The sequence below is a fragment of the Methanohalobium evestigatum Z-7303 genome (assembly GCF_000196655.1).
In the GTDB taxonomy this organism is placed as follows: domain Archaea; phylum Halobacteriota; class Methanosarcinia; order Methanosarcinales; family Methanosarcinaceae; genus Methanohalobium; species Methanohalobium evestigatum.
On record NC_014253.1, the window covers coordinates 39,434 to 59,317 of the forward strand.

Genomic DNA, 19,884 nt, shown 5'->3' on the forward strand with positions numbered 1-19,884 from the left:
ATCATTTTTTATTTTTTTCTTCGTGATATCAGGCATTTCCATGCATTGCCTACCAGATCCATACGATTGGCTTTTTTCAACCCTTCATATACCAGCTTATGATTTTTCGGGTTTCTATAATGCATAAGTGCACGTTGTATACGTTTTTCTTTTGGAGAATCCGGTATATACACCTTTTTACCTGTGAAAGGATCGATTCCTGTATAGAACATGCAGGTAGAAACAGTCATAGGAGTAGGTGTAAAATCCTGTACCTGTTCTGTATATCTGCCAGTATCTCTTATATATTCAGCCAGTTCTACCATGTTTTCGATTTTGCTGCCTGGATGACCTGAAATTAAAAAGCTTACAAGGTACTGTTCTTTTCCAAGTTTTTCGTTGATTTCATTGAATTTACTGGCAAACTCTTCAAAAACTTGTTTTCCCGGTTTTCGCATGACATCTGTTACCTCATCAGAGAAATGTTCAGGAGCAACCTTAAGCTGTCCTCCTACATGATGAGCACACAGTTCTTCCATATAATTTTCATCCTGTAGAGCAAGGTCATGACGAATACCATATCCAATGAGAACTTTTGAAACACCGGGTATCTGTCTTAGACGCCTTAACATATCAATACTTTTTTTATGTTTTGTGTCAAGAGATGGACAGGGTTCTGGATAAAGACAGAATTTGTTTTTACATACACCACTTTTGTGCCATTTTTTACATTCCATCCCATACATATTGGCACTGGGACCTCCTACACCTGATACAGTGCCTTTAAAATCAGGTCGTTCTGTGAACCCGGTAGCTTCTCTAACTATAGATTCAATACTTCGGCTTGTTATTATACGCCCTTGATGCTGGGTTATAGCACAGAATGAGCAATTACCAAAACACCCTCTGTGAGAAGTTATTGAAAATTTAACTGTGTCCAGTGCAGGAATGGGTTCTTTATATGAAGGGTGAGCTTCCCTTGTAAAAGGTAGTTCATAAACATGGTCAAGTTCCTGCTGGGTCAATGGACGCATTGGTTTGTTCTGGACGATGATGGTTTTAGGGTGGGGCTGGACAATGGCTTTTCCATTTATGTAATCCTGTTCCTCATATATCGTTTTAAAGGCGTTTGCATATGATTTTTTATTTGTGGAAACTTCATCGTAGGATGCAATTTCCACGTAATCATTTAAATAATCACCTTTTTGCTTTTTCCATTTTTTAACCGCAAGTTTCCATACAGTTCCATCGATATTTTGTATTTCGTTGACCGATTTACCATTGTCAAGTTGTTTGGCTATTTCTTTGTTTTGTAATTCACCCATTCCGTAAACCAGTATATCGGCGGGAGCATCGGCAAGTATCGATTTACGGACTTTATTGGATAAATAATCATATTGTGCAAAACGTCTAAGCGATGCTTCTATACCACCGAGTACAATGGGAACATCAGGATATACCTCTTTTAATCGGTTTGTATAAACCAATGTAGCTCTGTTGGGACGGCGGTTTTTCTCACCACCCGGTGAATATGCGTCACTGCTTCGTGGTTTCAGGCTGGAAGTATAGTTGCTGACCATAGAATCGGTATTACCTGCAGTGACTGCAAAAAAGAGCCTTGGTTTTCCCAATTTTTTAAAATCATCGATGTTGTTCCAATCTGGCTGTGCAATGATACCTACACGGAATCCTTCATCTTCCAGTACACGTCCTATGATAGTGGCTCCGAACCCGGGATGATCTACATATGCATCTCCGGTTACAATAATTACATCCAGCTCTTCCCACCCGCGTTTATTTGCATCTTCTAAACTCACGGGAAGAAAATCGGATGTCAGGAATATATTGTGTTTGGATTTTTTCATAATTGTAAGTATTTTAGTTGTTTGGATGCCTGATGTGATTGTTTGATTTGTTCGTTCACATTATCAACACTGACATTTCCATGTCCGGGATACAGAACTTTTACATCAAATTCGGTAAGCTTTTCTATTGATTGTTCCAGTTTATCGGCAGACCCACCATCAAGGTCAGTGCGTCCAACACTGCCTGAAGGAAATACAGTATCACCTGAAAACAGAGATTTTGATTGCGGCTCATAGAGGCATATACAACCTTTTGTGTGTCCCGGGGTGTGGATGATTTGAAGGTATTCATCATCTGCTATTTGTACTTTATCACCATCTTTGTAGATAATATCTGGTTCTATACCGGGAGCTTTGTATCCGAAAAGGTCTGCAGCACTTGCACTGTTATCTTTTAAACATTCAACATCATCTTCATGGATTGCTATTTTTGCTCCACTTTTTTCTGCAACCTCTGAAGCTGCACCTGAGTGGTCAAAATGGCAATGGGTAAGTATTATTGTATCTAATGTGTTTAGGTCGATATGGTTTTCAAGTTCCTTTATCAATGCTGCCGCATCCATACCGGTATCGATAAGGAATTTTTTGTTAATCAGGTAAATATTGGAATCATAGGGTGAAGCATTGATTTTTTGTACATGCATAGTTTATGCTCCTTTCTATTAAATAGGTAATATTTGGTTTATAACCCAAAAACACGATGCGTATTTTTTGCAGTTTTAGACGCTATATAGGATGCATCTGTATTTAGGATGTTTGCTATTTTATCCACAGAATTGACAATAAATGCTGGTTCATTTCTTTTTCCACGATATGGTGATAAATAAGGGCTGTCTGTCTCCAGCAACATTTTATCAATGGGTAATTCTCTAACAAGGGATTGATGGTGTTTAGAAAAACATACAAGAGTTGCTATGGATATATAGTATCCCATACCGGTAATTTTTTTCATGGTTTCAATTGAACCACTGTAGCAGTGGAAAACAACATTATCAAGGTGCTGGACAAGGTTTAATAGTTTGTCTTCGGCATCTCTTCCATGGATTACAAGGGTCTTGTCAAATGAGTCAGCCAATTCAACGACATTTTTGAATGCCTGCAACTGGTCATCTTTTTCAGATTCATTTTTGCAGTGATAAAAGTCCATGCCTGCTTCTCCAATACCGACTGCAGTTTCAAGATTTTGCTCAATATGGGACAGAATATCATCAACAACATCATCCTCTGAATTAGAGGCTACCATAGGGCTTAAGCCAAGGGTGGCATGAATATTGGGATATTTGTCAGAAAGTTTTAGACTGGATTCATTTGTCTTGTAATCTATTCCGGAATTTATTAGTTCTGTTACTCCGTTAAGATTTGCACGTTCGATAGCTTCTTCTCTATCTTTATTGAATTTTTTAAAATCGAGATGGCAATGTGAATCGATTATATTGTATGACATATATAAATCTGGTATTAACTTTTACTTTTTAGCATAATGTTTAGGGATGTTATTAAAGCATCAACCGATGCAATCACAATATCCGCACTTGCTGAACGTGCTGAAATTATTTTTCCTTTCTCATCTTCTACGCCAATGGTAACTTCAGCGAGAGCATCCGATCCACCGGAGATTGCTTCTATCCGGAAATCATGAATATTTATTGTGGCATATTCTCCAATTATCTCCTCTACCGCTTTTATAGCGGCATCAACAGGTCCCACGCCAGTGTTTGATGCAATTGTTTCACTGTCTCTGATAACCGCCTTTACAACTGCAGTTGGTGTGCTAATATTCCCGGTCATGACAGAAAGTTCTTTCAGTTTGATGGCATCTTCTCCGGAAGGTTTACCCATTACAGTGGACGCAATAGTGTATAGGTCGGCATCTGTTATACGTTTGCCCTTATCAGCGATTGATTTTATGTTGTCGATTATTTCATTTAATTGTTCATCTGTTGGGTAGATTCCTGCAGTTTCCAGTGATTTTTTAATTGCATGTTTGCCTGCATGTTTTCCAAGTACAATACGCCGGTTCTGACCAACCATTTCAGGAGTCATTATACCGGGTTCAAAGGTATCGGATTTTTCAAGTACACCGTGTGTATGTATTCCAGATTCGTGGGCAAAAGCATTTTCTCCAACAATAGGCATATGCGCTGGAATGTTGATACCAGTATATCTTTCTACCATTTTTGCAGTTTCCATTATATATTTGGTGTTAATGTTGGTCTTGGCACCGTAAATGGAGTTTAAACTCATTGCAGTTTCTGCAAGGTCAGCATTTCCGGCTCTTTCACCCAGACCGTTTATAGTAACCTGTGTTTGACTTGCTCCAGCTTCCACTGCCATCAAGCTATTAGCTACTGCCAGCCCAAAATCATTGTGGCAGTGGACGTCAATAGGTATGTTTACATTATTATTGATATCACTTATAAGGTTATACATGCTGGAAGGTGACATTACTCCTACGGTATCAGGTACATTAATGATGTCGCATCCTGCACCTTCAACGGATTTGTATATGTCAATCAGGTAATCAAAATCAGTGCGTGTGGCGTCCATAGCAGAAAACAGGCATTTTATATCATGGTCTTTTATGTATTCCACAGCATCAACTGCCATCTCCAAAACTTCTTCCCGGCTTTTATTTATGGTGTGTATCCTCTGCACATCAGATGTAGATACAAATGTGTGAATCATATCTACGCCGGTTTCTACACATGCGTCAATGTCTTCTCTTTTGACCCTTGCAAGACCACAAACATCAAGACTCAATCCTGCATTTGCTATAGCCTGTACAGATTCACGGTCGCCTTTGGTTGAAACTGCAAACCCTGCTTCCAGAACATCTACACCTAATTTATCAAGCTGTTGTGCAATGTTTAACTTTTGTTCTGTATTTAATGAGATACCCGGGGTTTGTTCTCCGTCACGAAGCGTGGTGTCAAAAATACTTATGTGTTTGTTTCTGATATGTTCAGTCCCGTAAAAAACGATCCCTCTTATTCACTTTTGTAACCATAGTCATCTAGGATAAAATTATCAATTATAGTATAAAAATAAAACGTTGCTTTTTGAATTATAGTTGTTTCTTCTATTTATGGGTTGTTAACTAATATAAAATCATGGTAATTTATACTTTTCTTCTATATCCTATATTCAAGTATAGAGAATATATATAGATATATATTTTATATGGAAAACATATATATAATCTATTGTGAATTCGGTATTGGGATCAACATGAGAAAAGATGCGTTAAAAAAAACCAGCACAAAAAAAACAACATTAATGCTTGTTGGAATCTTAATATTTTCAGTAGCTTTAGCTGGATGTGCAAGTAATAATGGAAACGGAGAAAACCAACAACTTTCTGGACAGGTAATAGTTGATGGAAGCAGTACAGTTTACCCCGTATCCCAGGCAATGGCTGAGGAATTCAAGAAACAGCATCCTGGTGTTACAACTTCAGTTACTTCATCAGGAACAGGTGGAGGTTTCAAGAAATTTGTTCAGGGTGAGACCGATATCAACGATGCCAGCAGACCAATAAAGCCCAGTGAATCACAAAAATGCAAGGAAAATGGAATTGAATATGTGGAATTTAAGGTTGCTACAGACGGAATATCTGTTGTAGTAAACCAGAATGCCGACTGGATAGATTCTGTATCTAAAGACACACTGGCTGAAATTTGGGGTCCAGAAAATCCTCCACAAAAATGGAGTGATGTAAAATCCGAGTGGCCTGATAAAAATGTAGAACTTTATGGACCAACCAGTGCCTCAGGTACTTTTGATTTCTTTACAGAACATATAGTTGGTGAAGAGGATGCCAGCAGAACAGATTATCAGACAACAGAAAATGATAATTTCATAATTAAGGGTGTACGAGGTTCAGAAAATGCTATGGGATATCTTGGTTACGCTTACTACCAGCAAAATGAAAACAGTGTTAAAGCAATTGGTATAAATGGAGTAAAACCAACAGAACAAACTATATCCTCTGGTGAATATCCGTTGTCAAGGCCACTGTTCTTCTATGTAAATATTGACCATCTTAAAGAAAATGAAGCACTTAGAGAATTTGTGAAATTCTATATAGAAAAATCAGACAGTGAGATAATAAACCAAGTAGGATATGTTCCAGCTACAGAATCTCAACAAAAAGATTTGATGGACAAGTTCGAAAAAGTAATGAATGGAAATTATGAAGTCAACTACAAAAGTTGATTTATAAACAAATATCCTCCCTACTTTTTAATTTTTTTAATTACGCAGAGCCGTAAAGACTTTATACCTATATGCGTTTTACGAACAATAAAGCAGTCTGATAACAAAATATTTTTGATGGATACCAACAAAAAAGGCTGGAATCATGGATAACAGGCTTAAAATTAAAAGAAGCAATCCTAAAGTTTTAAAAGAACGTGCGATTAAATCGGCATTGTTTTCCTGTGCTTTTGTATCTTTGCTGGTTACTATACTTATAATCGCTACTCTATTAGGGGATGCTATTAATTTTTTTACTGAAGTTTCGATTGTGGAATTTTTAACTGGTACAAACTGGTCTCCTTCTATGAAACCCTATAGTTTTGGTGTATTACCACTTGTTACAGGAACATTGATGATTACTGTAATATCAGCAGCAGTAGCGATACCTTTGGGAGTTGCTACTTCTGTTTATTTAAGTGAATATGCAGATAAGAAAGTAAGAAAAGTGGTAAAACCTGTTCTTGAAGTATTGGCAGGCATCCCTACAGTAGTTTATGGTTTTTTTGCATTGACTTTTATAACACCAGTGCTACAGACCATATTTCCTGAAATAAGTTTGTACAATGCGTTAAGTGCTGGAATAGTAGTTGGGATCATGATACTTCCTATGATATCCAGTCTTAGTGAAGATGCTATGAGTTCTGTACCAGATGATTTAAGGGATGGAGGATATGCGCTTGGGGCATCAAAATTTAATGTGACAACCGGCATTGTGGTACCCGCATCAATTTCTGGTATTCTTTCTTCGTTTATACTGGGCATATCAAGGGCTATAGGTGAAACAATGGCAGTAACTATTGCAGCAGGCAGACTTGCAAACATGTCACTTGACCCTCTAAAATCTATAGAGACAATGACCGCTGCAATGGTTGAAGTTGCTGAAGGGGACATAGCAGCTGGAACAGCTGCATATGATTCGCTTTTTGCGATAGGTCTCTTGTTGTTTGTAATTACACTTGCAATGAACATGGTAAGTCAGTATCTTAAATCAAGATACAAGGAGAAATACTGAATGGATATTAAGTCAAATAAAGGGGACTTAAAAGGACAAACATTCCTGTTTTTACTTGTAATTGCAACGTGCGTTGGAGTGGCGTCCCTTGCAATATTGGTCTATAGCGTGTTGGAAGATTCAATAGGTTGGTTTGACCTTGCGTTTATATTCAATTCACCATCTAGATTTCCTGAAGAAGCGGGTATATATCCAGCACTTATAGGGTCTATTTATCTGATGTTGCTTGTAGCAGTTTTTTCATTTCCGCTTGGTGTAGGAACTGCAATTTATCTTGAGGAATATGCGGGGCAAAGTCGAATCAAAAATATAATTGAATTAAATATATCAAACTTAGCAGCTGTACCTTCTATAGTCTATGGTTTACTTGGGCTGGCTCTCTTTGTTAGAGCGTTAAATATGGGAAGAAGTCTTATTGCCGGTGCTTTAACACTTACGCTTTTAATTCTTCCTATTGTGATTGTATCGTCTCAGGAGGCTATAAAAGCAGTGCCTGATTCTCTCAGGGATGCTTCCTATGGTATAGGAGCTACCAAATGGCAGACAATTAGAAAAATAGTTATTCCTGAGGCTTTGCCCGGCATCATGACTGGGACAATATTGTCATTGTCCAGAGCAATAGGTGAAACAGCGCCCTTGATTATGATAGGGGCCGCTACTTCTATGTATTCAGCACCTGATGGTATATTCAGTCTTTTCAGTGCAATGCCTCTGCAAATCTATGCATGGGTTGGGCAACCTCAATATGCTTTCCAGGAAGGTGTTGCTTCTGCAGGTATATTATTGCTATTGATTGTACTTTTAACCATGAATTCAGTGGCTATACTAATCCGAAATAGATTCCAAAGGTGAAACTTAATGCCAGAAATAAATGTAGAGGAAGCATTAGCAGGAGATTCTGCAAATGTTAAATCTTTTAATAACTCCATTATTGATGTAGAAAATCTCAATTTATGGTATGGTGAATCTCATGCATTAAATGAGATAACTTTAGAAATACCTGAAAAACAGGTAACTGCTATTATTGGTCCAAGTGGGTGTGGTAAATCAACATTTCTGCGTACATTAAACAGGATGAATGATAGAATTCCAAATGTTAGAATTGAAGGAAGTATTGTATATGATGGGATAAATATCTATGAAGGAGATATTGATGTGGCAACATTAAGAAAAGAAGTAGGGATGGTATTTCAAAAGCCTAATCCATTCCCCAAATCTATCTATGAAAATGTTGCTTATGGCCCAAGGGTGCATGGTGTTAATGATAAGACCAAATTAAATGAAGTTGTAGAAGAAAGTTTGAAGAATGCGGCTCTTTGGGACGAGGTAAAGGACAGACTTGACGCTTCAGCTGTGGACCTTAGTGGTGGGCAGCAGCAGAGGTTGTGTATTGCCAGAGCTTTAGCTGTTGAACCTAAAGTTTTACTGATGGATGAACCGGCATCCGCTCTTGACCCTGTAGCAATGTCTAAGATTGAAGATTTAATTTATGAACTCAAAAAGAATTATACCGTAGTAATAGTAACTCATAATATGCAGGAGGCAGCAAGAGTTAGTGATTATACAGCCTTCTTCCATCTGGGAGAATTAATAGAATATTCCAAAACCAAGAAGCTTTTTGAAAATCCTGATAAAAGAATGACTGAAGAGTATATAACGGGAAGGTTTGGATGAATGAAACATCCTAACCACAACTTTTATATATTAAGACGTTGTTGTAGGGATGCTCTTTATGAGGCGAGTTGGTGCGAACGATGTATCAACTTATGAGTCGTAAAGGGCTAAAATTTGAACATCACAAATTTTGATCATTCGTGAAAGAAACCTCATCTATGGATGGGGTGGAAACATAAATTATATATAACATGAACAACCTAAATCAGAGGTTGCTCATCACCTCCATAAGTGGAGATAGGAGTTTTTTCCTGTCTGACGTTGGATCTGCCAGTTCGGTTAATCCTGACTGGTGGTGGTTGTTATTCTATACAATCACTATCAAAGGGAAAGCTGGACTGTTCAGTTACTGAATTAACCCTGCAATTTCTATGATTGTAATTAACCAGGTGGACTTAAGTAAATTGGTATGACCAATAGAGAGTTCGACCAAATTTTTCATCTAAAATTCTGGTTGATCCTGCCAGAGATCACTGCTATCAGTGTCCGATTAAGCCATGCAAGTTATATGTTCTTCGTGAACATGGCGAACTGCTCAGTAACACGTGGATAACCTGCCCTTGGGACCGGGATAACCCCGGGAAACTGGGGATAATACCGGATGAGCCACAGATGCTGGAAGGCTCTGTGGTTAAAAGGGGACACCGCCCAAGGATGGATCTGCGGTCTATCAGGTGGTAGTGGGTGTAACGTACCTACTAGCCAATGACGGGTACGGGTTGTGAGAGCAAGAGCCCGGAGATGGATTCTGAGACATGAATCCAGGCCCTACGGGGCGCAGCAGGCGCGAAACCTTTACACTGCGGGAAACCGCGATAAGGGGACACTGAGTGCCAGCATATAATGCTGGCTGTCCGTATGTGTAAAATACATGCGTTAGCAAGGGCCGGGCAAGACCGGTGCCAGCCGCCGCGGTAACACCGGCGGCCCGAGTGGTGATCGCTATTATTGGGTCTAAAGGGTCCGTAGCCGGTTTGATCAGTCCATTGGGAAATCTGGTGGCTTAACCGTCAGAATTCCAATGGATACTGTCAGACTTGGGACCGGGAGAGGTAAGAGGTACTACAGGGGTAGGAGTGAAATCTTGTAATCCCTGTAGGACCACCAGTTGCGAAGGCGTCTTACCAGAACGGGTCCGACGGTGAGGGACGAAAGCTGGGGGCACGAACCGGATTAGATACCCGGGTAGTCCCAGCCGTAAACGATGCTCGCTAGGTGTTAGGGATGGTACGGCCGTTCCTAGTGCCGAAGGGAAGCCGTGAAGCGAGCCACCTGGGAAGTACGGCCGCAAGGCTGAAACTTAAAGGAATTGGCGGGGGAGCACTACAACGGGTGGAGCCTGCGGTTTAATTGGACTCAACGCCGGAAAACTCACCGGGGGCGACAGCAATATGTGGGTCAGGCTGAAGACCTTACCTGAATCGCTGAGAGGAGGTGCATGGCCGTCGTCAGTTCGTACTGTGAAGCATCCTGTTAAGTCAGGCAACGAGCGAGACCCGTGCCCACTGTTGCCAGCATGTTCTTCGGAACGATGGGTACTCTGTGGGGACCGCTGCTGCTAAAGCAGAGGAAGGTGCGGGCTACGGTAGGTCAGTATGCCCCGAATCTCCCGGGCTACACGCGGGCTACAATGGTCGGGACAATGGGTCCCTACCCCGAAAGGGGAAGGTAATCTCATAAACCCGGCCGTAGTTCGGATCGAGGACTGAAACCCGTCCTCGTGAAGCTGGAATCCGTAGTAATCGCGTTTCAACATAGCGCGGTGAATACGTCCCTGCTCCTTGCACACACCGCCCGTCAAACCACCCGAGTGAGGTTTGGGTGAGGGCATGAACCCCAAGGTGTCATGCTCGAACCTAAATCTCGCAAGGGGGGTTAAGTCGTAACAAGGTAGCCGTAGGGGAATCTGCGGCTGGATCACCTCCTAAGCAAAAGAATTCACCACCAGTCAGGAATCGAAAAACTGGCAGATCCAACTCCAGGAGTTGTTGGGCTGCCTCAACTCTGAGGGCTTGTAGATCAGATGGAAGATCGCTGCCTTTGCAAGGCAGAGGCCCTGGGTTCGAGTCCCAGCAAGTCCACTTATGATTGTTTAATATCATATTCTTATCTTTCAGTGCACCGGGCAAGTTACATTGTCCGGGAAGGATGGATTCTGCACCGGTGGACACGTCGGTGCGGATATGAAATCGTGTGTAAGCCATGTCTGTGTCTGTAATATTTTACAGACAAGACCTAAATCTGCGCAAGTAAGCGTATCAGACGCTCACTGGATGAAGTGAGCGGACTCTGGCAATATGCCATCAGGTGGATGGCTCGGCTCAAGCGCCGAGGAAGGACGTGCCAAGCTGCGATATGCCTGGGGTAGGTGCACGGAGCCAATGAACCCAGGATCTCCTAATGGGACCTCCTGACGTATGTCGATCAGTAATGATCGGGAACGCTCCGAATTGAAGCATCTCAGTAGGAGCAGGAAAAGAAACCAATCGAGATACCGTTAGTAGACGGCGAGTGAAAACGGTAGAGTTCAAACCGAATCCCTCCAGAAATGGAAGGGAAATGTGGTGTTAAAGGGCAGTATCAAAGGTCCCGGTCAACTCGGGTCGAACTCTGCTGGAAAGCAGGACCATAGAATGTGACAGTCATGTAGATTCGGGTTGAGGGATCTGGTGTTGTTCCTGAGTACCGTGGGTTGGATATCCCGCGGGAATTTGGGAGGTATCAACTTCCAAAACTAAATACGTCTTGAGACCGATAGTGTACTAGTAGGGTGACCGAAAGCTGAAAAGTACCCCAAAAAGGGAGGTGCAAAGTGCCTGAAACCTGATGGTGACGGAGCGATACGGCATGCAAGGAACTCCGGTATGAAGGAATCAGTCGCGAGGCTGTAGTACGGGTATCGGTGCCGATGTCGTATCGTACGTTTCGAAAAACGGGCCAGGGAGTGTATCTCAGTGGCGATGGCTAACTCAGTCATTGAGGAAGCCGGAGCGAAAGCAACAAGCGTGCATCTTCGGAGAGGCGCGGCGTATACAAGTGCGCGGAGTCACTGAGTTACTATCCGAAGCCGGGCGATCTAGGCGTGGGCAGGTTGAAGCGTGGCGAAAGCTACGTGGAGGACCGCAAGCGGTACTGATCTGCAAATCGTTCGCGTGACCTGCGTCTAGGGGTGAAAGGCCAATCTAGCCCGGCATCAGCTGGTTCCTTCCAAAACATGTCGCAGCATGACCCATCTCGAGATAGTCGGTGGAGTAGAGCACTGATTGGAGGGACCTGGGGAGAAATCCCTACCCCTCTTGTCAAACTCCGAACCCACCGGCGTCGTAGACAGGTGGAGTCTGGGCTACTGGGGTAAGCTTGTAGTCCGCGAGGGCAACAACCCGGACCGTGGTTAAGGTCCCCAAGTGTCGGCTAAGTGTTATTCAAAGGGTGTCCCAAGCCCTAGACAGCTGGTAGGTTAGCTTAGAAGCAGCTATCCTTTAAAGAGTGCGTAACAGCTCACCAGTCGAGGTTTGGGGCCCCGAAAATGGACGGGGCTCAAGCCGACCACCGATACCATGGAGCACCGCGAGGTGATCTGTTAGGAAGGCGTTGCGCTCGGGCAGAAGCTGGGCTGCGAAGTCCAGTGGACCGTGCGGAAACGAAAATCCTGGTAAGAGTAGCAGCAAAGTCAGGTGAGAATCCTGACCGCCGAAGGGGCTAGGTTTCCTCGGCAATGATTGTCAGCCGAGGGTTAGTCGGTCCTAAGGTGCACCGTAATTCGAGTGCATCGAAAGGGAAACAGGTTAATATTCCTGTACCACTCGATGGATCCGCTGACGCCTCAGGGCAGGCCGAGCAGTGTTGTCGCACTGTCCAAGCGTTGAAGCACCCGGAGAGCCGTAATGGCGAGAAGGGAGTGAAGGCGTGATGGCGTAAGTCGGCTGCACCCAGGGGCCCGTGAAAAGGTTAGTCGAGTGACCGTACCAAGAACTGACACAGGTGCCCCTGGCTGAAAAGGCCAAGGCGTGTCGGATATATACTGGCTAAGGGAATTCGGCAAAATAGCTCCGTAACTTCGGGAGAAGGAGTGCCTGCTGTGAAGACAGCAGGTCGCAGTGACCAGGGGGCTCTAACTGTCTAATAACAACATAGGAGATCGCAAACCCGTAAGGGCTAGTACGATCTCTGAATCCTGCCCAGTGCGGGCACCTGAAAACCCGGTCCAACGGGAAGAAGGGCCTGTAAACGGCGGGGGTAACTATGACCCTCTTAAGGTAGCGTAGTACCTTGTCGCTTAATTGGCGACTTGCATGAATGGATCAATGAGGGCCCCACTGTCCCTAGCCAGAGTCCGGTGAACATATCTTTCTAGCGCAGAGGCTAGAGACCCCTAGGGGGAAGTGAAGACCCCGTGGAGCTTTACTGCAGCCTGTCGCTGGGTTGTGGTCCTGGATGTACAGCGTAGGTAGGAGGCGTCGAAACTCACGCGCCAGCGTGGGTGGAGCCGTCCCTGGGACACTACCCTTCCAGAACTACGACCCTTACTCCGCAAGGAGGACACCGATAGGTAGGCAGTTTGCCTGGGGCGGGACGCCCTTGAAAAGATATCAAGGGTGCGCAATGGTCAACTCCGGTGGGTCGGAAACCCACTTAAGAGTGCAAGAGCAAAAGTTGGCCTGACGTGATCCGGCACAGTAGCGGATCGCGGAACGAAAGTTGGTTCTAGCGAACCTTCATGTCCTGCTTGATACGGGCTTAAGACGACAGAAAAGTTACCCCGGGGATAATAGAGTCGTTGCCGGCAAGAGCACATATCGACCCGGCAGCTTGCTACCTCGATGTCGGTTCTTTCCATCCTGGCTGTGCAGCAGCAGCCAAGGGTGAGGTTGTTCGCCTATTAAAGGAGATCGTGAGCTGGGTTTAGACCGTCGTGAGACAGGTCGGTTACTATCTGCTAGGGGTGTCTGAGGTCTGAGGGTAAGCTGCTTTTAGTACGAGAGGAACAGAGCAGCGGTGCCACTGGTCGATCGGTTGTCCGACAGGGCATTGCCGAGCAGCTACGCACCAAGGAATAAGAGCTGAATGCATCTAAGCTCGAAATCCGGCTCAAAACGAGACCTCAGTAAGGATGCCGGTAGAAGACCGGATGATAGAGTCGGGATGTAAGCACCAAGGCAACGAAGTGTTAAGTCCGCGGCAACTAAGTTTCCGTGCCGGGGTTCGCACCGCTTCATCCAGGCGAAATCTGGTACGTTTACTAAAACAGGTTTAGGTCAGTGCAGACATGGCAATCACACGATACTACTAATCCATCATTATTACCAATCACGCCATCGTATTAGTACAGAAAGATTCAAATACGATGCAGACGATTGCGTAGCATAGACATAAGAATACATCCAGCCAAGGTGGCGGAGTGGCTTACGCAATCGCCTGCAGAGCGATGTGACCCCGGTTCGAATCCGGGCCTTGGCTCTGGACTCACATTCACAGTGAGTATGGCGGCCACAGCGGCGGGGTAACTCCTGTACCCATCCCGAACACAGCAGATAAGCCCGCCCGCGTTCCGTACGGTACTAAAGTGCGCGAGCCTTTGGGAACTGCGGATAGCTGCCATGCTCACTTTACCTATCATTCACACACTACTACTTCTACTTGATTATAATCAATTTTTACAGATTATCCATTATTAAAAGAAACTGGTAACTGGTTACTTTTTTTTATTCTTCTTCTTAATTACAACTAATAACCTTAAGTTAAGTGGTCTACATTTTTACAAACCCTTGATATCAGGTTAATGTATTTAAAAAAAGTATATTATTGCCTTGATATCAGGTTAATGTATTTAAAAAAAGTATATTATTGCCTTGATATCAGGTTAATGTATTTAAAAAAAGTATATTATTGCCTTGATATCAGGTTAATGTATTTAAAAAAAGTATATTATTGATTACTGATTTTGATTTATAATAAAAAGAGAATAGAAGTAGTTAAGCAGGAATATTTTATTCTGAAGTTTCAGACAGTTTTGTAATAGCCTCTGCAAGATCACCTTTTGTATTTTTCAGGGCTTCTCTGGCGGCATCTTCAGATGTACCTGCCTGTTCGGCAACCATTTTAACATCATCATCAGGTATTTCAACTTCTCTTTCAACTTCCTCGGGGGTCCCAACTATTTGGTAGGTATCTACACCTTGGGCTGTCATTACAGTAACGCTTGCATCGTTGAAAACAATATCTTTGTCAGATTTCCTGATGATAACCTGCTCAACATCATTGATTTCTTCTGTACTTATACCCATCTGTTTCATCATCTGTTTCATTTTGGAGGGATTCATCCCTCGACCGCCCATACCTGGAAACATCTACTAATCACCTAAATTATACCTGATTTGATGTTACATTAAATTTTAAAATTTACTGGCAACTGCTGCAGGATCCACATGAAGCAGGGTTTGGATTATCTATAACAAATCCTTTACCTTCTTCGGTTTCAACATAATCTATAGTTGCGTCTGAAAGCCCTTCCTCAATGTCTGAGCTCATAACAACTTTAAGACCGTTGCTCTCTTCTGTAACATCTTCTTCTTTTATTTCGTTATCAAGAGCAAGTCCGTATTGTATGCCGCTGCATCCCATTCCTGCGATAAATATTCGCAGTGCATGGTCTTCTTTTTCTTCTGATTCGAGTAATGATTTTAATTCGGATGCGGCTTCATCAGTTATATTTACCAAGTTATTCACCTTTTTTAGTTAATATTATATATTATAGAAAATAGTAATAAAATCTATATTCCTCTATATATGGTTATTGGTATAAAAAACCTGCGCAACATAATAAATTGTTCTCAAGGTTTTACATAAATTCTACATCATTACCAGTAGGCTTACTGAATACTTCTGAATTGTGTCCGTTTATTTCGATAGAATTGCGTTTATCTTTTACTTCCCATACTGGAAGATATACCAGTTCCAGATTGTAGTCTATATCACTGGATTTGGGCTTAAACCTTTTGTGTTCTGATATTATTGCCTCACCTGCAGTCTTATCAAAACGGATATTTTTGGTATTTTTCTCAATAATGTTTTTTAATATTTCGCTGCTGGCTTCTTCTCTTGTTAAACTGTTACTTACAATATAATAATTGTATTCGGGTTCTTCTACATACTCAATTATTTTTTCAACTGGTAATGATTCATGACTGCCATTTAAGGCGTTTAGATATCCTGTATCCTCAGCTGAGATATCTATTGTTTTAGATTTGTAATTTTGTTCAGTATAGACCGAATAATTGTATTTCCAATAAGGTACAAATTTAAGAGTAGCATTTTGGATTTTACCCAGATGTGCTTTTGCGATAGATACAGCACTATCTTTTGAAGTATTTATAGGGGCTGTTTTTATGTTCAAACAATCAGTTTTTACAGTTTCCTGTTCTGTATTTTGTTCTACTTGTTCAGATGTTGTATCATTCATGACACTATAGTCATAATAGGAATCATTACAGTATTCTTGGCTGGATTGGGCTGTAGAATAAGGTTGAACCAGTTCAAGGTTACAGGGTTCTCCTTCAATATCTGCAATCACTGCTTTTCCAATCTGTAATGCTAATTGGTCTCTACCCCATAGTATGATACCCATTTTATCAGCATATTGGTATAATCTTTCATCAGGGTTGTCAGTAACCACATAGATTCCTATAGAATTTCCATCCTGGTTGTTTCCGTTGATTTCATTGGATAACTTTCTTATTTTCTGGTATTCTGCTTGGTCTCCAATGTTTATATAAATGTTGTAATTGTTTCTACTGGCTATCAGGTCATAATTATTTGATTCAATAATATTGTACTGGGATGAAGTGAAAATGTCGTTAAGTATTTGTTTTAAATCTTCTTTCATAATCATCACAAATGTGTTGTTTACTGGACTAAAAAAGATTTCTATCTGATTAGTTTCTATGTAAATCCTTTTTATAAATGTTTAATAATATTTGTAATTGTTAGTTTGTATTATATTTATAATTCAAAACTTTTTTCACTGGTCAGATGGTTTAATTACAGTTACTAATACTTGAACTATATTTGTAAATATATTTTTATACTTTTAAATTAATGACTGATTAAAATGTGTTTACTATATGATTATAATCATTTCAATCTATGTAGGTAAGATGTAATAATGTCAAATATAAACATACTTCTTGTTGAAGATGACCGCTTAAATAGGGAACTTATAAGTGATTTTTTAAATCCACATGGATACAATATTATAAATGCAGAAGATGGTTTTGAGGCACTTGAAAAGCTGGAAGACTACTATGTTGATCTTATACTTTTAGATATACAATTACCTCAAATGAACGGACTTGAATTTATTTACAAGTTGAAGAATAATTTTTTGTTTACAGATATCCCTGTAGTGGCTTTAACAGCACATGCTATGCTTGGTGATAAGAAAAAATTTATTGATGCTGGTTGTGATGGATATATTCCAAAACCGATAAATGTGGATGTTTTTGAATCACAGGTAAAGCAACACCTCAAAAACAGTGAAATGGTATCTGTTTTACAATAAAAGCTTTACCTTTGTAATAGGATATTATACTATTTCAATCCGAGATAATCATAACTAATTTTTATGTTATGGATTCTTTTTAGTAACTGGTTTTTAAAAGGTCTGTATCAAGTTTTTTCAAAAAATATTTGGTTGAAAAGCCTTTTTACCGTTTATATGTTTTTAGTATATAGTAGTCAGTGGTAATTATGGTAGACTTGGATAATCTAAATTACGAAAATGGGCTGGTAATGGCGGTAGCACAAGATTTTGAAACCAACGAAGTTTTGATGTGCGCCTATATGGATAAAACAGCACTTGAAAAAACAGTCGAAACGGGATATGTACATTACTGGAGCCGAAGCCGTAACAAATTGTGGAAAAAAGGTGAAAGTTCAGGTCATCTACAGTTGCTCCATGAGATGTATGTTGACTGCGATATGGATGCAGTCTTGCTTAAAATAAAACAGATGGGGGCATCCTGTCATGAAGGCTTTTATTCCTGTTTTTATCGTACAATAGAAGGAAATATAGTAGGAAAAAAAGTTTTTGAGCCAGAGGATGTATATTAATTGGAATTCAAGTTCCAATCAAATTATATAAGTTCATACACATTTGATAAATATGAAGAAAAAAAATGATGAAGAATTTAGGATAGTGCCTGATACCAGTGTAATTATCGACGGGCGTATTTCTGAAAAAGTCAAATCCGGTAAATACAAGAGGTCGATGATATATATACCTGAGGCGGTAGTCTCTGAACTTGAGGCACAGGCGAACAGGGGTCTTGAAGTTGGTTATAAAGGACTTGAGGAATTACGTGAATTACGCAGACTTGCTGACAGCGGGGAAATTGACCTTAAATATACAGGAACACGTCCGAGTCTGGATCAAATAAAACTTGTCAAAGGTGGAGAAATCGATGCATTAATTCGTTCTGTAGCAGCTGATATGGATGCAATGTTTGTAACAGGGGATAAGGTTCAGTCAGAAGTAGCAATTGCAAAAGGTCTTAAGGTTGAACAGTTATTTCCTCAAAGTTTTGAATTCAAACCATTGCTAATAGAAAGTTTTTTTACAGAAGACACAATGTCTGTCCATCTTAAAAACAAAGTCCCTCCAATGGCTAAACGTGGGTCTATTGGTGATGTAAAGTTTGTTAAGATACGTGATGAACCATCAACTTTCAAAGAACTGAAGAATATTTCAAGAGAACTGGTGGAAAGAGCACGCTCAGATCCAGATTCCTTTACTGAAATGTCAGCAAATGGGGCAATGGTTTTACAAATCCGTAATATGCGTATTGCAATATCCAATCCACCATTTTCAGATGACATAGAAATCACAGCAGTACGACCTGTTGCTGCAGTAACACTGGATGAATACCGATTAAGCGACCAGTTAAAGCAGCGTATAGTTGACCAGAGGGGTATACTTATAGCAGGTCCTCCAGGAGCAGGTAAATCTACTTTTGCGGCAGGAATAGCTGTATATTTAAAAGAGAAGGATTTTGTTGTAAAAACTATGGAGTCTCCGCGAGACCTTCAGGTGCCAAAAGAAATCACCCAATATTCACCTCTCGATGAAGATATGGCAAACACGGCAGATTTGCTTCTACTGGTTCGTCCTGATTATACCGTTTATGATGAAGTACGGAAAACACGTGATTTCCAGATTTTTGCAGATATGCGATTTGCAGGAGTGGGAATGGTAGGTGTAGTGCATTCCTACCGTGCAGTAGATGCTATTCAGAGGCTTATTGGTAGAGTGGAACTTGGAGTAATACCACAGATTGTGGATACTGTGATTTTTATTGATAAAGGCGAAGTATCCAAAGTGCAGGTTCTTGAGTTTACTGTAAAAGTGCCGTATGGTATGACTGAAGCAGACCTTGCAAGACCGGTAATTACTGTTTCAGATTTTGAAACTGGTAAAACAGAGTTTGAATTATACACCTACGGAGAACAGGTTGTTGTAATGCCAGTTGGTACTGAAAGCAAAAAACCGGCACTGAAACTGGCAGAAGGCGGAATCCATGAGGTCATTGAACAGTATGTAAGCGGAGCTTTCGAAGTGGAAATGGTGTCAGATGAAAAGGCCATTGTTCGTGTTATGGAATATGACATTCCTAAAATAATAGGAAAAGGCGGGTCGATGATAGCTGAAATTGAAAGACAGCTTGGCATACACATCGATGTTCAGAGAATTGAAGAAGAAACACCAAAAAGAGGAGAACATACAGGAAAAACATTCCAGCCGACTGTTGAACGAACCAGAAAACATGTAATCCTTACAATACCTGAATTATCCACTGAAGATGTAGAAGTCTATGCAGGAGGTATATATCTTTTCACTGCAACTGTTAGCCGCAGTGGTGATATCAAAGTTCGAAAAGATTCAACTATTGCAGACAGTATCATCGATGCAGTGGATGAAGGTGAAGTTATTACTGTCAAAGTAATTTGAAACAAAAAAGTGATTATAACATTTATCGGTTATAATCCTCTTTCAACAATGGTATGAATAATCTCCAGACTTTATAACTTAAATTATGATTTTCA

16 protein-coding genes, 2 tRNA genes and 3 rRNA genes are annotated in these 19,884 nt (G+C 41.1%); 14 read left to right on the plus strand and 7 right to left on the minus strand.

The genetic code is table 11. The annotated features are described in order from the left end of the window. Nucleotides 1-8: 8 nt before the first annotated feature. The 4 genes from METEV_RS00190 to METEV_RS00205 are packed head-to-tail and all read right to left on the minus strand — an operon-like array spanning nt 9 to nt 4,835. On the minus strand, nt 9-1,844 hold the full coding sequence (locus tag METEV_RS00190) for a YgiQ family radical SAM protein (protein ID WP_013193538.1): 1,836 nt from the start codon (nt 1,842-1,844) through the stop codon (nt 9-11). Then, nucleotides 1,841-2,488, minus strand: a complete 648-nt coding sequence (locus tag METEV_RS00195) for an MBL fold metallo-hydrolase (protein ID WP_013193539.1) — start codon at nt 2,486-2,488, stop codon at nt 1,841-1,843. Before METEV_RS00195 ends, METEV_RS00190 begins: the two co-directional genes overlap by 4 nt. 38 nt (nt 2,489-2,526) lie before the next feature. Then, complete coding sequence (locus METEV_RS00200) at nt 2,527-3,288, minus strand: TatD family hydrolase (protein WP_013193540.1); 762 nt, start codon at nt 3,286-3,288, stop codon at nt 2,527-2,529. Nucleotides 3,289-3,302: 14 nt separating this feature from the next. Further along, nucleotides 3,303-4,835 carry a 2-isopropylmalate synthase gene (locus METEV_RS00205; RefSeq protein WP_013193541.1) on the minus strand — a complete coding sequence of 511 codons (1,533 nt, stop codon included), beginning with the start codon at nt 4,833-4,835 and terminating at the stop codon, nt 3,303-3,305. Between the two features lie 237 nt (nt 4,836-5,072). On the opposite strand from METEV_RS00205, the gene METEV_RS00210 reads away from it, so the two are divergent. The 11 genes from METEV_RS00210 (at nt 5,073) to rrf (ending at nt 14,388) form a co-directional block, all read left to right on the plus strand. Beyond that, nucleotides 5,073-6,059 (plus strand): PstS family phosphate ABC transporter substrate-binding protein, encoded by a 987-nt coding sequence (locus tag METEV_RS00210; RefSeq protein ID WP_049891224.1) that lies wholly within the window; start codon nt 5,073-5,075, stop codon nt 6,057-6,059. 145 nt (nt 6,060-6,204) lie between these two features. After that, nucleotides 6,205-7,113 carry a phosphate ABC transporter permease subunit PstC gene (gene pstC / locus METEV_RS00215; protein WP_013193543.1) on the plus strand — a complete coding sequence of 303 codons (909 nt, stop codon included), beginning with the start codon at nt 6,205-6,207 and terminating at the stop codon, nt 7,111-7,113. Further along, the gene (gene pstA / locus METEV_RS00220; RefSeq protein WP_013193544.1) at nt 7,114-7,965 is read left to right on the plus strand and encodes a phosphate ABC transporter permease PstA; all 852 of its coding nucleotides are present in this window, start codon (nt 7,114-7,116) and stop codon (nt 7,963-7,965) included. A gap of 6 nt (nt 7,966-7,971) precedes the next feature. Beyond that, nucleotides 7,972-8,787 (plus strand): phosphate ABC transporter ATP-binding protein PstB, encoded by an 816-nt coding sequence (pstB, locus tag METEV_RS00225; RefSeq protein ID WP_013193545.1) that lies wholly within the window; start codon nt 7,972-7,974, stop codon nt 8,785-8,787. A 191-nt stretch (nt 8,788-8,978) separates the two neighbouring features. Then, nucleotides 8,979-9,140 carry a hypothetical protein gene (locus METEV_RS12165; RefSeq protein WP_157197238.1) on the plus strand — a complete coding sequence of 54 codons (162 nt, stop codon included), beginning with the start codon at nt 8,979-8,981 and terminating at the stop codon, nt 9,138-9,140. 94 nt (nt 9,141-9,234) lie between these two features. Further along, nucleotides 9,235-10,713, plus strand: a 16S ribosomal RNA gene (locus METEV_RS00230). Nucleotides 10,714-10,795: 82 nt separating this feature from the next. Next, nucleotides 10,796-10,868, plus strand: a tRNA-Ala gene (locus tag METEV_RS00235). A gap of 54 nt (nt 10,869-10,922) precedes the next feature. Beyond that, nucleotides 10,923-11,069 (plus strand): hypothetical protein, encoded by a 147-nt coding sequence (locus METEV_RS12170; RefSeq protein WP_157197239.1) that lies wholly within the window; start codon nt 10,923-10,925, stop codon nt 11,067-11,069. A 1-nt stretch (nt 11,070) separates the two neighbouring features. Further along, nucleotides 11,071-13,992: ribosomal RNA gene (locus tag METEV_RS00240) — 23S ribosomal RNA — on the plus strand. Nucleotides 13,993-14,171: 179 nt separating this feature from the next. Then, nucleotides 14,172-14,244, plus strand: a tRNA-Cys gene (locus METEV_RS00245). Nucleotides 14,245-14,266: 22 nt separating this feature from the next. After that, nucleotides 14,267-14,388: ribosomal RNA gene (gene rrf, locus METEV_RS00250) — 5S ribosomal RNA — on the plus strand. Together the 16S, 23S and 5S rRNA genes with 2 tRNA genes alongside form the textbook arrangement of a ribosomal RNA operon. A 386-nt stretch (nt 14,389-14,774) precedes the next feature. Here the strand turns inward: rrf and METEV_RS00255 are convergent. From METEV_RS00255 to METEV_RS00265, 3 genes are all read right to left on the minus strand, one after another. Then, nucleotides 14,775-15,134 (minus strand): nascent polypeptide-associated complex protein, encoded by a 360-nt coding sequence (locus tag METEV_RS00255; protein WP_013193546.1) that lies wholly within the window; start codon nt 15,132-15,134, stop codon nt 14,775-14,777. Between the two features lie 52 nt (nt 15,135-15,186). Beyond that, entirely contained in the window at nt 15,187-15,504 is a 318-nt protein-coding gene (locus METEV_RS00260; protein WP_013193547.1) for a HesB/IscA family protein, read from the minus strand. 121 nt (nt 15,505-15,625) lie between these two features. Continuing rightward, nucleotides 15,626-16,675 (minus strand): hypothetical protein, encoded by a 1,050-nt coding sequence (locus METEV_RS00265; RefSeq protein WP_157197240.1) that lies wholly within the window; start codon nt 16,673-16,675, stop codon nt 15,626-15,628. A 273-nt stretch (nt 16,676-16,948) separates the two neighbouring features. On the opposite strand from METEV_RS00265, the gene METEV_RS00270 reads away from it, so the two are divergent. The 3 genes from METEV_RS00270 to METEV_RS00280 all read left to right on the plus strand — a co-directional run bounded on the left by METEV_RS00270 (nt 16,949) and on the right by METEV_RS00280 (nt 19,789). After that, nucleotides 16,949-17,344: a response regulator gene (locus tag METEV_RS00270; RefSeq protein ID WP_013193549.1), complete on the plus strand. Its 396-nt coding sequence runs from the start codon at nt 16,949-16,951 to the stop codon at nt 17,342-17,344. Between the two features lie 188 nt (nt 17,345-17,532). Continuing rightward, nucleotides 17,533-17,895: a phosphoribosyl-AMP cyclohydrolase gene (gene hisI / locus METEV_RS00275; protein WP_013193550.1), complete on the plus strand. Its 363-nt coding sequence runs from the start codon at nt 17,533-17,535 to the stop codon at nt 17,893-17,895. A gap of 52 nt (nt 17,896-17,947) precedes the next feature. Further along, on the plus strand, nt 17,948-19,789 hold the full coding sequence (locus METEV_RS00280; RefSeq protein ID WP_013193551.1) for a PINc/VapC family ATPase: 1,842 nt from the start codon (nt 17,948-17,950) through the stop codon (nt 19,787-19,789). The last annotated feature ends 95 nt before the right edge of the window (nt 19,790-19,884 follow it).